The 14,109-nt window shown below is 53.2% G+C and carries 19 protein-coding genes; 11 read left to right on the top strand and 8 right to left on the bottom strand.

Translation table 11 applies throughout. The annotated features are described in order from the left end of the window. Window positions 1-5 precede the first annotated feature (5 nt). The 3 genes from AUC61_RS00955 to AUC61_RS00965 all read left to right on the top strand — a co-directional run bounded on the left by AUC61_RS00955 (window position 6) and on the right by AUC61_RS00965 (window position 1,693). Entirely contained in the window at window positions 6-596 is a 591-nt protein-coding gene (locus tag AUC61_RS00955; protein ID WP_053481118.1) for a TetR/AcrR family transcriptional regulator, read from the top strand. Window positions 597-599: 3 nt separating this feature from the next. Further along, on the top strand, window positions 600-1,298 hold the full coding sequence (locus AUC61_RS00960; protein ID WP_054090580.1) for a DsbA family oxidoreductase: 699 nt from the start codon (window positions 600-602) through the stop codon (window positions 1,296-1,298). Window positions 1,299-1,363: 65 nt separating this feature from the next. Further along, window positions 1,364-1,693 carry a thioredoxin family protein gene (locus tag AUC61_RS00965; RefSeq protein ID WP_029290787.1) on the top strand — a complete coding sequence of 110 codons (330 nt, stop codon included), beginning with the start codon at window positions 1,364-1,366 and terminating at the stop codon, window positions 1,691-1,693. 29 nt (window positions 1,694-1,722) lie between these two features. On the opposite strand, the gene kefC is transcribed toward AUC61_RS00965, so the two are convergent. The 5 genes from kefC to AUC61_RS00990 form a co-directional block, all read right to left on the bottom strand. Beyond that, the gene (gene kefC / locus AUC61_RS00970) at window positions 1,723-3,549 is read right to left on the bottom strand and encodes a glutathione-regulated potassium-efflux system protein KefC (RefSeq protein WP_243244101.1); all 1,827 of its coding nucleotides are present in this window, start codon (window positions 3,547-3,549) and stop codon (window positions 1,723-1,725) included. Further along, window positions 3,550-4,071 (bottom strand): glutathione-regulated potassium-efflux system oxidoreductase KefF, encoded by a 522-nt coding sequence (kefF, locus tag AUC61_RS00975; protein WP_054090582.1) that lies wholly within the window; start codon window positions 4,069-4,071, stop codon window positions 3,550-3,552. 107 nt (window positions 4,072-4,178) lie between these two features. Beyond that, window positions 4,179-4,397: a tautomerase family protein gene (locus tag AUC61_RS00980; RefSeq protein ID WP_054090583.1), complete on the bottom strand. Its 219-nt coding sequence runs from the start codon at window positions 4,395-4,397 to the stop codon at window positions 4,179-4,181. Between the two features lie 30 nt (window positions 4,398-4,427). Further along, window positions 4,428-5,534, bottom strand: a complete 1,107-nt coding sequence (locus tag AUC61_RS00985; RefSeq protein ID WP_054090584.1) for an alkene reductase — start codon at window positions 5,532-5,534, stop codon at window positions 4,428-4,430. A 43-nt stretch (window positions 5,535-5,577) separates the two neighbouring features. Next, the gene (locus AUC61_RS00990) at window positions 5,578-5,910 is read right to left on the bottom strand and encodes a carboxymuconolactone decarboxylase family protein (protein WP_053481123.1); all 333 of its coding nucleotides are present in this window, start codon (window positions 5,908-5,910) and stop codon (window positions 5,578-5,580) included. A 659-nt stretch (window positions 5,911-6,569) separates the two neighbouring features. On the opposite strand from AUC61_RS00990, the gene AUC61_RS00995 reads away from it, so the two are divergent. Next, entirely contained in the window at window positions 6,570-8,132 is a 1,563-nt protein-coding gene (locus AUC61_RS00995) for an ATP-dependent nuclease (protein WP_109512840.1), read from the top strand. Then, the gene (locus AUC61_RS01000) at window positions 8,117-9,151 is read left to right on the top strand and encodes a DEAD/DEAH box helicase family protein (RefSeq protein ID WP_070994344.1); all 1,035 of its coding nucleotides are present in this window, start codon (window positions 8,117-8,119) and stop codon (window positions 9,149-9,151) included. Before AUC61_RS00995 ends, AUC61_RS01000 begins: the two co-directional genes overlap by 16 nt. Window positions 9,152-9,245: 94 nt before the next feature. On the opposite strand, the gene AUC61_RS01005 is transcribed toward AUC61_RS01000, so the two are convergent. Next, complete coding sequence (locus AUC61_RS01005; protein WP_236077126.1) at window positions 9,246-9,872, bottom strand: hypothetical protein; 627 nt, start codon at window positions 9,870-9,872, stop codon at window positions 9,246-9,248. Window positions 9,873-10,078: 206 nt separating this feature from the next. Beyond that, window positions 10,079-10,534, bottom strand: coding sequence for a helix-turn-helix domain-containing protein (locus AUC61_RS26470; protein WP_109512841.1), 456 nt, complete (start codon window positions 10,532-10,534; stop codon window positions 10,079-10,081). A 158-nt stretch (window positions 10,535-10,692) separates the two neighbouring features. Between AUC61_RS26470 and AUC61_RS01020 the strand changes: the two genes are divergently transcribed. The 4 genes from AUC61_RS01020 to AUC61_RS01035 all read left to right on the top strand — a co-directional run bounded on the left by AUC61_RS01020 (window position 10,693) and on the right by AUC61_RS01035 (window position 12,586). Beyond that, entirely contained in the window at window positions 10,693-11,088 is a 396-nt protein-coding gene (locus tag AUC61_RS01020; protein WP_109512842.1) for a DUF6957 family protein, read from the top strand. A 42-nt stretch (window positions 11,089-11,130) separates the two neighbouring features. Further along, the gene (locus AUC61_RS01025) at window positions 11,131-11,601 is read left to right on the top strand and encodes a hypothetical protein (RefSeq protein WP_109512843.1); all 471 of its coding nucleotides are present in this window, start codon (window positions 11,131-11,133) and stop codon (window positions 11,599-11,601) included. 2 nt (window positions 11,602-11,603) lie between these two features. Next, window positions 11,604-11,993, top strand: a complete 390-nt coding sequence (locus AUC61_RS01030; protein WP_109512844.1) for a hypothetical protein — start codon at window positions 11,604-11,606, stop codon at window positions 11,991-11,993. Window positions 11,994-12,187: 194 nt separating this feature from the next. Continuing rightward, window positions 12,188-12,586, top strand: a complete 399-nt coding sequence (locus tag AUC61_RS01035) for a hypothetical protein (protein WP_152035032.1) — start codon at window positions 12,188-12,190, stop codon at window positions 12,584-12,586. Between the two features lie 204 nt (window positions 12,587-12,790). Here AUC61_RS01035 and AUC61_RS01040 read toward each other — a convergent pair whose 3' ends face one another. After that, window positions 12,791-13,270, bottom strand: a complete 480-nt coding sequence (locus AUC61_RS01040) for a 3'-5' exonuclease family protein (RefSeq protein ID WP_109512846.1) — start codon at window positions 13,268-13,270, stop codon at window positions 12,791-12,793. A gap of 17 nt (window positions 13,271-13,287) precedes the next feature. Between AUC61_RS01040 and AUC61_RS01045 the strand changes: the two genes are divergently transcribed. Then, window positions 13,288-13,653: a hypothetical protein gene (locus tag AUC61_RS01045; RefSeq protein ID WP_109512847.1), complete on the top strand. Its 366-nt coding sequence runs from the start codon at window positions 13,288-13,290 to the stop codon at window positions 13,651-13,653. Between the two features lie 83 nt (window positions 13,654-13,736). Beyond that, entirely contained in the window at window positions 13,737-14,069 is a 333-nt protein-coding gene (locus tag AUC61_RS01050) for a hypothetical protein (RefSeq protein ID WP_109512848.1), read from the top strand. Window positions 14,070-14,109 lie beyond the last annotated feature (40 nt).

The raw sequence follows: 14,109 nt of genomic DNA on the forward strand, positions 1-14,109 counted from the left end.
TTCAAATGTCCATCACGACAAAAGCCGCGCTGCTGAGCTACGCGGAAACCCAGATGCGTTCAAAGGGTTACTCAGCGTTCAGTTACGCGGATCTCGCAGCGAAAGTCGGCATTAGAAAAGCCAGCATTCACCATCACTTTCCTACTAAGGAGTGCTTGGGCGCGGAGCTGATCAACGACTACATCGCTCGGTTCAACGAGACGTTGGTGTCAATCGAGATTAGGCATCGCGATCCACTGCAGCGCTTACAGGATTTTTCCCGACTTTTCGTGATCAGCGCGAATGAGGGGCTGCTGCCGTTATGCGGCGCCTTGGCGGCGGAAATGGCTGCATTGCCTTTGTCGCTTCAAGGGCTCACCAGGGACTTCTTTAATTCGCAACTCGCCTGGCTCCAAAGCACCCTTGGTGACGCAGTCCGGCAGCACAACTGGTCACTGGGAACAACTGCTGAGAACTTCGCCTTCATGCTGCTGAGTATGTTGGAGGGCGCAAGCCTCATTGATTGGACGCTCGGTCGATCAATCGACCCTTTGGCAGGTTTTAACCATTTGCTTGAAATGGCGGCAATTCAGTCTTCATTTCTTCGTGCAGGATAAATTATGCAAACCCCTTCGAAAAAATTCGTTGTCGATATCTGGTCTGATTATGTGTGTCCTTGGTGCTGGATTGCCAAGCGTCGTTTTGAAAAAGCGCTCGAAAACTTCCCGCAGAAAGACGATGTACAGGTCAACGTTCGGGCCTATCGACTGGCTGCAAATCACGCCCCTGAACCGATGGTCGCAGCACTGAAACGTAAGCTCGGCAACCCAGATTCCGCAGCAGCGATGATGAACACTGTGAGTAAATATGGCCAGGCCGACGGGCTGGATTACCGCTTCGACACTATGATGTTCGGCGATACTGCTGATGCTCATGTCTTGGTGAAAGCGGTTGAAGACGGGACAGTGAAAAAGCGCCTTGTGGAAGCGCTGTACGAACAAAGCACCAGCCACGGTAAGTCACTTTTTGATCGCGCCAGCTTGGCGGTGATTGCGAAAGATGCAGGTGTGTCGGATGCGGCAATTCAATTGGCGTGGTCATCTGTAGAACTGCGCGTAGAGATGGAAGCGGATGAGCATTTTGCCGCCCAGTTGGGTTCTGGCGTGCCTCTCTTCGTCTTCAACAATGAATTCTCTGTTTCCGGTGCACAACCTGAAGCTGCTTTTCTTGAAGCGCTCAATCAAATGGTAGAAAGCGCGAAAGTCGTCGATAGCCCATTGATGGGCCAAGTCTGCGGCATCGATGGCTGCAAAGTTTGATCGGCAACGGAACGTGGCACTCACAAGGTGCCCCCCTTTTCCTTAACACAACACGTGAGACCCAAATGAGCCGTATCGTTGAGTTGAGCGCTCCCCAATTTGCCCGCTTTGTTGCCAAAGGCAGCAGTGTCGTACTGTTCTCAGCATCTTGGTGCAAACCTTGTAAAGAGATGAAGCCAGTCTTCGTGGACTTGGAAGCAAAGCTCCATGCTCTGGCAGTGTTTGGAAAAATTGATATTGCGGTATCGCCGACGATTGCGCAGATGTATGGCATTCGCACTGTGCCGTCCTTGGCAGTGTTCCACGAAGGCCGATTGTTGAAAGTCTTCGCCGGGTCTAAATCAGTTTCAGCCTTGAAAAAAGCAATCGTCACTGAGTTGGAGGACGCTAGCTAAACAAGCATCCTCCTCAACCGGTAAGTCAGTCAGCTATCTGGCTCGCTGCGTGGAAGGCTCACCTTTCCTGGGCCTACGTCAATTGGATGAGCGCGATCTTCATTGAATATTTCCGTTAGTAAAGCGTTGGCTCGTTTGTAAGCGTCGTACTTGAATTCGGTATCGTCCTCGGGCTGAGCGGCCATCTCTTCTAGCATTTCCAAGTTCAGGCGACGGAATTGATCCGCACGCTCACGAGCTTCGTAGCGTCCTATCCCGAGTTGCTCCAAAGCCCTGCGCCCCAGGGACAATGCGCTTTCAAATGTCTCTCGCTCGACTTCTTCCACTCCCATCTGACGTAGGGTAATGATGTGCCCCATATCTCGAGCGCGTACCACCAGTTTTAGGGATGGAAAATGCTCCTGGGCCAACTTGGTCAGTGCCAGGTTATCGTCCTGATTATCGATGGCGTTGATCAGCACCACGGCTTGAGCAGCGCCCGCTGCGTGCAGTAAGTCGAGGCGGGTGGCATCCCCGTAGAACACCTTCACCCCGAACTTTCGCAGTGTCTCGATGTGGTCGGGATCATGATCCAATACCACGACTTCAAAACCACAAGACATCAGCAGTCGCCCAGCGATCTGCCCGAATCGACCGAAGCCAGCAATGATGACCCGAGGGTTGCTCTGATCAATGGTGTCAGCTTCATTGCTGCCCTGTTTGCTCGACGACTCCAGGTGATTGAGCAAAAGGATCAACAAAGGCGTCACACACATCGACAACGCCACCGCTAGCGTTAGACTCTTACCCCAAGGGTCGACCAAGATGCCGGCGACGGTCGCTGCGCCAAATACTACAAAGGCAAACTCACTTCCCTGTCCAAGGAACACCGCCTGCCATGAGCGCTGATCACTTGGGACATTCAGGAAGCGCCCCAGGAGCTTGATCACGAGCAGCTTGATCAGGATAAAGCCCAAGGTCAGAGTGATGACTTTCAGCGGCGAATCGATCAGCGTTCCGAAGTCAATCGACATGCCTACGCTGATGAAGAACAGACCCAGCAATAGTCCTTTGAAGGGTTCAATATCGCTTTCCAGAGCGTGGCGATATTCCGAGCTGGCCAAGAGAACACCGGCCAGGAAGGCGCCCATGGCCATGGATAAGCCGGCCTCTTCCAACAAGAGACCGAACCCGAACACCAGGAACAGTGCGACGGCACTGAAGATTTCCCTCAAGCCGGAGCGCGCTACAAAGCGAAGGGCAGGGCGAGATACGTATTGGCCCAGGAGAACCACTGCGACAATCGCCCCGACGATTTTTGCGATGGACAGGGCCAACTCTGCACCTGAGGGCGTACCACCATTTGCGGCCAGCAGTGGGATCATGGCCACTAGGGGAATCGCCGCGATGTCCTGCAAAAGCAACACGGCAAAACTGCTGCGACCCACTGCGGTGGAGTTCATGTTTCGCTCGGTCATGGCCTGCATCGCGATAGCAGTCGAGGACAGGCTTAACGTCAGCCCTACCAGCAGCGCAGCCGTCCAGTTCAAGCCAAGTGCAGCGCAAAATATTGCGATGGCCGCACCGCATGCCAGCATCTGCAAAGCGCCACCGCCGAACACCATGCGGCGCATGGCCCAAAGGCGTTTGGGGTCGAGTTCGAGGCCAATGATGAACAGCATCAACACCACGCCGATTTCAGCAAAGTGCAGGATGGACTCGACATCGGTCACAAGCTTCAAACCCCATGGGCCGATAAGGCAGCCGGCTATTAGGTAGCCTAGAACCGGGCCAAGCCCTAACCGAACGGCGATTGGGACTATCAAGGCAGCTGAGCCCAGGTAGATCAGCATTTCAATCAGACTGTGAGTGTCCATTCAATCTTCCTTCCATGACGTCAGGCGTTCGCCATAAATATGGATCTGCTTGAGCAGTGCGGTTTGATCTGCTCTGTAAGCGCCATGGACTGCAACTGGGCTTAGCCAATGCATCCCGCAGTAACTCGCCGTTGCCTGAAGGGGCTGAGACAGTACGGCAAAACCTGGGTAGTCGCCGCCTTCAAAATGATCATGCTCTCCACCGGTAGTCACGGCCCACAGCAGTTTTTTGTTTTTCAAAGCAGTGCCACCCGCGCCGTAGGCCCAGCCCTGAGTGAAGACCTTATCGATCCACAGCTTCAAGAGAGGTGGGTAGCTATACCAGTACAGAGGGTGTTGCAGAACCAGAAGATCTGCCTGTTCCACCGCCCTCTGCTCAGCTTCAACGTCGATATTGAAATCGGGGTAGAGGTCGTACAGCGAACGGATTGCGACATCGGGATTGTTGGCTGCCAGCTTGAGCATCAACATGTTGACGTTGGATTTATCAGGGTAAGGATGGGCGTAAATGATCAAAATCACGGAGTAGTCCCCACAAACCTGGCGTTCTTTAAGAACGGAAAAGCTCCCTGTTCGTTGAGCATAACCGCACTCAACGAACAGGGAGCTAATGACCTGAAGGTGAAGCCTTACTGGCCGGCTTGCAGCTTCAATACTTCCTGCGCAGTCACAGGTTTGCCAGCAATACCCCAGTCTCCGCTCTTAACCTCTTCGAAGATGACCCAGGTGAGGGCACGCATGTTTTCTCCCTCTACCGATACCATGGCGTCAGTCACTTTGCGGATGACCTCGGCTTTTTGCTCGTCGGTAAAAACGCCTTCAATACCTTTGATAGTCACGAGTGGCATGGTGTTCTCCTAAATGTTTGGGATGGGATATCAAGCGTTGGCCGCTGCGTATTCCGGATAATCGGTGTAACCCTTATCAATCGAATCGCTTACACCGTAGTAGGTCGCGCGATCACCTTCGGCCAATGGCCAATCGTTCTGCATACGCTCTACCAGATCAGGGTTGGCAATGTAGGCGGTGCCAAAGGCAATCAGATCTAGCTCGCCTTTGGCCAGCTCAGACTCTGCGATCTCCTTGGTGAAGCCGCCCGCAGCCATCAAGGTGCCCTTGTACGCTTCACGGAATGCTGCGCCGAAACCAGGTGGTGTTTGTGCGGCAAGGATGGTCGGTTGGTAGTTCAGATGAACAAATGCCAGCTCTCGCTCGTTGAGGGCAGCCGCCATACTCATCCAAGTTTCTTCTTCGCCTTCGTACACACCGAAGTCATAGAGGCGACCAAACGGAGAGAAGCGCACACCGATCTTCGACCCACCGATTTCAGCAGCAATCGCATCAATCGTTTCCAGCAGGAAACGCTGACGGTTCGCGATAGAGCCGCCGTACTGATCAGTACGAGTGTTCAGAGCGCTGCTCAGGAATTGGTCGAATAGGAAGCCGTTGGCTGCCATGATTTCGATACCGTCAAAGCCGGCGTCCATGGCCATCCGCGCGGACTTCACGAAGTCAGCGATGACGCGTTTCACTTCTTCAGTTTCCAGCGCACGTGGAGCGCTGGGCTGTACCGGGCCAGCTTTGCCAGGTTCGATCCAGGCATACACCGTAGTGTCCACCGCAGGCACTGTGCCCGAGGAGACCGGCACTATGCCGTGAACCGATACATGGGACATGCGACCAACGTGCCAGAGCTGAGCAAAAATTTTCCCACCCTTGGCATGCACCGCGTCAGTCACTTTGCGCCAGCCTGGTAAGTGCACATCCTCATAAATGCCAGGGGTGTACAGATAGCCGCGAGCCTCATCGGAAATAGGCAGGCCTTCGGTGATCAGCAAACCGGCAGAAGCACGTTGCGCGTAGTAAAGCGCGTTGGATTCATTCGGAATGTTGTTCAAGGTTCGGGTGCGAGTCATGGGGGCCATGACAACGCGGTTTTTCAAAGGAGTACCGGCCAGATCGTAAGGAGTGAACAGCTTATTCATGATTTATCTCGACGTCGTTGAAGGGAGAAATTCGGCGTTTGATTTAGGACTTGTCGAACGCGTCGAGTACGTGGGTGCTGTAAACCATCGCAGCACCAGCATTCATGTTGATCGCCACACCCAAGGCTTCAGCTACCTCTTCACTGGTTATGCCGAGCTTCTTGGCTTCAGCAGCATGGAAGGCAATGCAGCCATCGCAGCGTGTCGTCACGGCCACTGCAAGGGAGATGAGCTCGCGAGTCTTGGCGTCCAGATGGTTGGTTTTCCCACCGGCGGCGCCGAGAGCGGCCATGCCTTTCATCGTTTCTGGCGACAGGCCGTTGAGCTCTACCAAACGAGTATTGATGTCTTTGCGGGTTTGCTTCCAATCTTGCATGGGATTCTCACAGGGATGGCGTTGGTTGCATGATTTAAGATCTTCAATAAAGCTACCATCCAGTTGGTAGGCTTTCAACGGCTCTGTGATGATTTTTAATATCAACGCAATCGAATAAACACTGTTTTGTTGATTTTTTGGAAGAGAATGCGAGTGGAAAATGCTGCTCAGCTTGCTAGAAGCTAATCTGTTAGGTTAGCCAGCAACCCACTCATGGGATTCCAAGGGAGCTCCCGGAGGTCTGAGAAAGCCTTGGAAATTGCTCGACAGCATTGTCGGTCTATGCAGAGTCTTCTTTGTCACAAGCTCGGCAGGTATGTGGGAAAGCCCTGCACCCAAGACTTTCCTATTCTGGGGAGGCGGCTGTCAGATACCTTAGCCGGTGGTTAGGTGGCAGGTGACTGTCGGTCTTTTGACGCCTGATGCTGTCCCCCCGGTCTTGTACCGAAGGCAGGGTAGACTCTCTAAATAGAAGCTCAACGACCTGCTCAGCGTCCGGCGCATTTGAGGTATAAGAAGCTGGTAGGTGAAGCCATCTGGCTGGTACTGATAGGTTCGTTGCAAATGGTTAGGTTGCGGCTTATGAACCCGCAACCAGTCTGGCTCTATAACTCAGGTCGTTTTCCCTCATTTTTGACTTTTTCAGCTCAGGGCTAGACATGCACACCATAAGGAAAGTGGTCATTCAGAATTTCAAAAAATTCAAATCTCTCACGCTCGATTTCGAAGCAGGAAAGAATGTGTTGATTGGCAACAATGAGGCAGGGAAAAGCAGCATTTTGCTCGCTCTAGACCTCGCGCTCGGCGGGAGCCGCAACCGCATTGAAGCTCTGGGTGCAGAAGCACTGCTCAACAAGGATTCGGTGAACACCTTCCTTGCTGGGGAGAAGAGCCTAGAGAAACTACCTGAGCTGATAGTCGACGTTTTCCTAGAGGAAGGTGACGACGAAAGACTCTACGGAACCAACAATGCCCACCAGCGCCAGACTGACGGCGTGCGCATGATACTTGCGGTGATGGCTGAGTATGGCGAAGCGGTGCAAGCCATCTTGGCTGATGATCAACCGAACTTCCCATTCGAATATTACGCAGTGCGGTTTGAAACGTTCGCCGGCAGGCCCTATGCAGCATTCAACCGCCCGATTAAGCACATGATGCTAGACGGTTCACGTATTGATGGCGATCACGCGTCTCGTGAATACACCCGAGCCGTGTACGCTTTCAACGCACCCGCAGAAGACCGGTACAAGCTTGAAAACCTGTATCGCCAGGGCAAGCAGGCGTTTACAGGACAACACCTCGCAGCGCTCAACGCTGACCTACCCGCGTATCAGTTTGACGTACGGAGTGGAGTCCGGTCGAACCTGGAAACTGACCTAATCATCACGGAAGATAATATTCCGCTTGAGAACCATGGCAAAGGAAGGCAGTGCTTCATCAAGACCGAATTTGCGCTGAGCAAGCATAAGCAAGGCGGCTTGGACGTAATGCTCTTGGAGGAGCCTGAGAACCACCTCAGCCATTCCTCCATGAAAGCACTTGTCGCCAAGCTAGCGGAGAACGAGAGCACCCAGCTTTTCATTGCAACCCACAGCAGCCATATCTGCTCAAGGCTTGATCTTCGGCATGCCCTTTTGATCGGCCCGAATGCAGCTGCTGGCTCACTTAAAGCCCTATCACCTGACACCGCAGAATTCTTCATGAAGGCCCCGGACAACAACGTCCTGGAGTTCGCGCTCTCGAAGAAGGTGATATTGGTTGAAGGTGATGCTGAATTCATCCTGGTAGAAGAGTTCTATAAGCAATGTACAAATGGGCGTCTACCGCATGTCGATGACGTTCACATAATCTCTATTGGGGGCACCAGCTTCAAAAGGTACATGGAGCTCGCTAACCTGCTCGGAATTCGAGTCGCAGCCATACGAGACAATGACAAGGATTATCAGAAAAACTGCGTAGAAAACTACGTCGACTTCGCTTCGGATAATGCCAAAGTCTTTGCCGACAAAGACAATGCCCGTTCAACCTTCGAAATAGGGTTGCACAACGACAACGAGGAAACCTGCAAGACCGTCTTCGGCCCAGGACGAAAAACCCTCTCCCCCTTGGAATATATGCTGGCAAACAAGGCAGAAGCCGCGTTTGAGCTGCTCAAGGGAAAGCCAGGCGAGCTCACCGTTCCTGCCTACATCGCGGAGGCAATCCAATGGATAAACGAGTGATGTTCGCCGTGGCAGGGTCAGGGAAGACCACCCTGCTAGTGAAGCGTCTGAGCCTAGAAAAGCGCGCACTGATAATCACCTACACGGAGAACAACTATCGCCATTTGCGCGATAGCATCATCAAACGGTTTGGCCATGTCCCAAAAAACATCAACCTGCTGAGTTATTTCACGTTCCTTTATAGCTTCTGCTATCGCCCTCTGCTGCAAGTGCATATGCAGACGCGGGGAATCAGCTTTCGAGCTCCGCACGCCCGTACGTTAAAGCTCAAACGGGACAATATGGCGTATTACGCCACTACAAGCGGCAGCGTTTACCACAATCGCCTCGCAAAGCTCCTAGAGACCGTTAATGCAATTCCTGACGTGATGGCGCGAATGGAGCGCTTTTACGATGAGTTTTATGTCGACGAAGTTCAAGACCTAGCAGGTCATGATTTCAACCTGCTAATGGCATTAGCGAAAGCCAAGGTTGAAATGCTATTTGTAGGTGACTTCTACCAGCATACGTTCGACACCAGTCGTGATGGAAACGTGAACAGCTCGCTACACGCCGACATTGGGAAATACGAAAAGCTTTTTCAAAAGGCGGGTGTGACTGTCGACAAGGAAACACTGAGCCGAAGCTGGAGGTGTGGTGTCACCGTATGTGATTTTATTCGAACACATCTGCAGATTGATATGCAGTCACAGCATACCTACGAAACCGAAATCATTCCTCTGGCCAATCAAGTGGATGCTAACGCCGTACACGCCGATGGCAACGTGGTGAAGCTGTTCTATCAGGAGCATTACAAGTACGGGTGCCTGTCTAACAACTGGGGCGCCAGTAAGGGTTTGGATCACTACAACGATGTGTGCGTAGTGCTGGGTACTACTCACTGGAAGATCTACCAGACATCCTCGCTTGCCGCGCTCCCTCCACAGACAAAAAACAAACTCTATGTTGCCTTCTCACGGACTCGCGGAAGGCTGTACCTAGCGCCCGAAAAACTTTTCAAACCATTTAAAACGGACTAGGTCGTAGCCATGGGTGGTGATGTCTGGCGTAAGACCTTGTCCAGAAAGTATGCTCAGTATGAAGGGGAACCGCTGGGCATGACTCCTAGCGTGATCAGTCGAAAGACTGGCCCTGCTCCATCTCCCCAATCCAGCTGTATGTGCCGTTTAGCCAAACGAAGACGCTGTTGAGCACCTCGCGCAAGTGCCGGATGTTGATATGCGTAACGTCTGGGAGATGGTCTTTACCACTGTTGGTCGTCGCATACCGAAACGCCATCGAGTCTGGGTCGACGCTGTCCAACTGGCGAATGAACTCGTGAACAGCAGTAGCGTTGACGTCAGAGCGCTCTAGACCCAAGTCCTTGAGCAGATGACGCAACTCCGACCACAGAGGCATCAACGGATGCTTGTCGTAGTTCTTGGGCTCTTTGCCTGTCAGAGCGCGAGCACACTTTAGCATCAGCTTGAACTGCAGCTCCAAGGAATGGCGGTACAGAAAAAGCAAAGGATAAATGCCGCTGTCCAATGGTACCTGACGATTCGCCATCGCCTCCACAAGACCGTCGGCGGCATCTTTGTATGCAAAAGCATAGAGGTCGGCACGAAAGTGAGACCAGTTCAGCATCGCGTTGTACTGCCAATCCTCACCCTGGATAAACAGCTGCTGGCCGGAGAAGTCTGCCGGCCACTGGATGGCCTCAAGCTCCGGTTCGAGCATCGGTAGCGATTCCTCATCCATATCGTCTCCTCACGTTGGCCAGTTCATGGTGTAGAACTTTACGAATCTGGGTGGACTATCGGCAACCAGTAGGTGGTTTTCTGGCTTGGGCTACTGTGCGAGAAAGCGTGATCCAAGGCTGAGGTCACATTGTCCTTTTTGGTGGATACTGACATCGAAAAATGGCTCTGATCCATGCTGGGCAGGGTTTGGTGTCTAATTGAACCTCAACCGCCAACGTACCACAGCCGGTTAACTGTGCTCTTGGGCAGTTCTAATTGCCGGCAAACCTCCGCTTGAGAAAGGCCTGCCGCCTTGAGATCGCGCACCGCTTTGAGTCTTTCTGCGGCAGCTGTTCTTTGGGGTGTTGTGAGTTTTTGAGGTTCGGCAGGTAGCTTTTCATCTAGAACTCCAAGCTGCATGAGTTCTTTCATTGTGTCATCCAAAACTGAGCGCGCGGTCTTGCCCTCATCGGCAGCGGCCACGAGCGTGAGAAAGGACAGTGGCATTAAGCCTAGCGCTTTAGCGATGTCGGCACTGAGGTCGACGCTTACTGACGTTGTCGATGCCTCCAGCCGGCTTATGTGACCTTGGTCAGTCTGATGCTGGAGGTCTGCTTGCGATAAGCCACGTCGAACCCTCAGCCACTGTAGTGTTGCCGCGTATGCCTTCCGCAAAGACATCCAGCGCACCTCTCCACAAAAGGAGACGGTATGCCCCGTTTGATGAGTTCCACACAAATGTATATAGTCATTGCGATGGAACTACCGGTGCGCCACCTTTGCGATTCTGTACGTGCGCAGAGCCCTATTTTCTTTGTCGCCAAGAGGATCATCAATTTATGACTAATTCTTCTGAGCACGAGCTGCTACCGGAAGGGGAAATCTCCTCTGCTGGCACGTCGCTGTCTCATGCAGAAGTGGAAGTATTGGTCGCGGGGCGCTTCGGTCGTAAGCCTTTTTGCACCGTCGAGGACTGGGTCATCTTTCACGTCGACGAGTCCCCAGAATCGCTCGCGAAAGTACGAGCTACTGGTCTGGAGCCGATGTTCATGTATGCCCATTGCGTCATTCATGACGGTCATGGCCGGTTTCCGCCAGGGGGCTGGGTGCGCTCGACCCTGTGTAAATCGTTCGACGGTGTTTGCCTGTTCGAGACGCGAAACACGGTGTACGTGCTTTTGGGACAAGGACGCGAGATGACTGCCTCGCTGAAGACAATATTTGGCTTATGTTAATCGCAGGCGCACTTCGCGGGCCTGCTCAACACGAGATACAAGATGTTCAGGATTAGCATGCAAGACCAGGCCGGCCCGGTGGGAATGTTCGGGGACGGTCTCGCTCATTTTCACGCGGTGTCGCGATCCCTAGTCACTCATTGGTATCACGTGAGCCTGAAGCGTCGACACGAAGGTCGCCTCGTAGCCTACGAGGAGATGTTGAGCGACGAGCCCCGTCTGGTTGAGCTGCTGGTCTCTCAGAACGAGAACTTGCTCGTGCAGGAAGTCCAAGTCGTCACACCAGGGTGGATGAACAAGGGGTCTAGCTGGAGGATGGAGAAGCTGACCTCGCTCGCCATGGGACTCAATCAAGCTGAAGTGCCAATCTGCGTCTTGAAGGTCGAGAGCGGTGATGTGTACGTCAATACTCATCAGCGTGATTTTGATGTTGAGTCTCTGACTGGCTTGAAGGAGCTATACCGGAGGACGGCTCCAGAGAGCACCGTAACCTGTGTATCGAGAGGCTCGTAACCATGGAAGAGATCAACACGGTCGCAGTCGATTTGCACGTGAAACGCTACTCGGACTTCGACCTTCTTCGCATCGCCAAAGCAGTGAATCAAGACTACAACGGGCTGGTCACTGCCTACCTGGTGAATGTCCATATTCATGCGTGCAGTGCTGTTGGTGTGGTGTTCGGTCACATTTGCCCTGGGCCGTACCAACGATTAGCAGATGGTCGGCTGATTCGGACATCCGACATTCAGTCCGTAACGAAGGAAGGCAGGTTTTGGGTTATCAACACGGTCAACTCCAAGTACGTGATTGCGACGTTTAGGCGTGACGTCGGGCGCCGCAGCTTGCGTGAGTTCATGCGCATAGCGGGCGACCGGTACTTTCCAACGCCTCGTCACCTCCAGTAGTCGTGGCACTGTTGTTCGGGCTTGCCCCGCTTCGGGGGGCGGCTGTCGTGAACCAAGCTCCGCTACGGCGGATCTTGGCCCTAGCGGGCTTCCATCCTCAAGCCTGCGGCCATCCATGACCTGCGCGCTCCGCTTGCCGTCTGTGCAGCGAGCCTGATGCCTTGCTTTCTGGCCCCTGACGAACTTGGGACACTATGAATCAGAACACTGAAGCTCTGCCCGAGATCGACATTGAGGAGTTTCGGGGGCGCTACCCTCATCTGTTCTCCGACCCGACAGTTGACGAGATTTATTGCGATCCTGGCTGGAAGAATATCCTGATTGCCCTCTGCGACACACTTCATAACTACCTGAATCGAAATCCTGAGATCACCCCCGTCACCGTCGCCCAGATCAAATCTAAATTCGGCGAATTACACTTTTTCTATGAAGGTGGGGACTCATACTGCAGGGGCGCAGTAGACGTAGCAATTCAACTTTCGACGAAAACCTGCTCATACTGCGGAGCGCCTGGAAAGCAGGTCGGCGGTGCATGGGTAAGCACACTGTGCTCGCGTCATGACGGCAGCGGTGGTTCGAAGACTACCGGCTGACAGGCTTGCATCCCAATCATCTATAAGTGCCTTAGGGTTGCCCCTTCGCACCTTGTAACCTGCTCGTCAATTTGGGGCCGTAGGCCCCGGCTCGGTTTTGCCAACAAAAACCGAGTATTTGAGTTTACTTTTTGTGGTTTGTAGGAGATTTGGTGTGATCAGAGATCAAGAAAGTCCAGCGAATCAGCAAGAGGTAAATTCCTTCTAGCCCGTCCAGGCTCCACCGGGCTTTCCTCGGCTCACGGATGCAAACATGCCGGCAATGATCCTGGCGTCGAGCAAGGCGTGGTGAGGCAGCTCTTCACCCTCGCTAGTCGGAGTAAGTGTCGTCGCGTCAGTGGGGAAATTACGAACGATTCTGGGCCATCGTCCGCCGTCATAGACCAGATCGCAAAAAAGCTCCCAGTCGAACTGGGGAGCATCCGTGACGATCTCGATCTCCTTTTTGAACGGTGTCAGAAACCTGAGCAGCGACTTCCTGGCTTCAACAATGGGCAGCGCATAGCTCCCACCCCACAGCTGCGGAAGCACGATTTCCTTCACGAAATCACTGCAGTCTTCTTCTTGCCAACCTTCGAGCAATTCCACGTAGAATTCGCGCCCATCCTCAGCCACCAATGCGAGTGAAATCAGCTTCGCAGCCGCCGAGAGCTTGGTAAACTCGCAATCAAGAAAGAGCCTCATGTTGCCGGAACTCCGTTATGACTAGGCCTCGCCTTGATATGGTGCAGGAAGGTCAGCTGTGGGAAATGGCTCTCAAGCATTTTGGCTCAGACGGGCTCCTCAAGGTAGTCATAGAAATGTGGAGTCACGCTGCGCCTCCGCCCAAGCCAGTCGTGGAATACCTGTCCACCAAACAGGTGAGCCTAGAAGTCCTGAATATACTGACAATTGCCCAGGAGCGAGTGGGTGCGTTCGTTGCGGATCGGACACCGGTTCCAGACACCGTAATGTTGTACTCCCGGCACGCCAGTGACCTGGCGGACGGGCTCATTACGCGACTGCCGAAGGGGCTACTTTCCCGAGCCTGGAGGGGTTTTTGTCTTGAAATTGACCTGGGCATTTGAAATCTCCTCCTGCTCCACAGCCATCCTGGCGTAAGCCTTCCCGAACAACTTGTTGAGTTATTGCTGTTCTATAGAGACGATTTATGAAAGCTGATTTAACTGAAGAAGAAATGCGCCGCGCCTTATTCGGTACAGCTAAGCCTGAAGAGGTTCTTGCATCTCCAGCACCGGAACCTGTGACAGAAGTCGTCTTCACGAAGCCGATTGCTGAGTCTGCAGCCAAGAAGAAACCGGCGAAACCGTTCACGCCTAAGCTCAGGGTTACGCTTCGAGTTGGAAACGAATTTGAGGGGAAGATGCACGAGCTTATCCATGAGGCCGACACGCTGAGTTCGTTGCTTGCTGAGCAAGAAGCTGTGAAGGCTGCTAGGAAGAAATACAAATACGTGGAAGTGGAATCCGTTAAGTCGATGTAAAGGACACAGCTGTGAGGATTGCCTATCTGTTAATGATCGC

The organism is Pseudomonas maioricensis (genome assembly GCF_022790535.1).
Taxonomy (GTDB): domain Bacteria; phylum Pseudomonadota; class Gammaproteobacteria; order Pseudomonadales; family Pseudomonadaceae; genus Aquipseudomonas; species Aquipseudomonas maioricensis.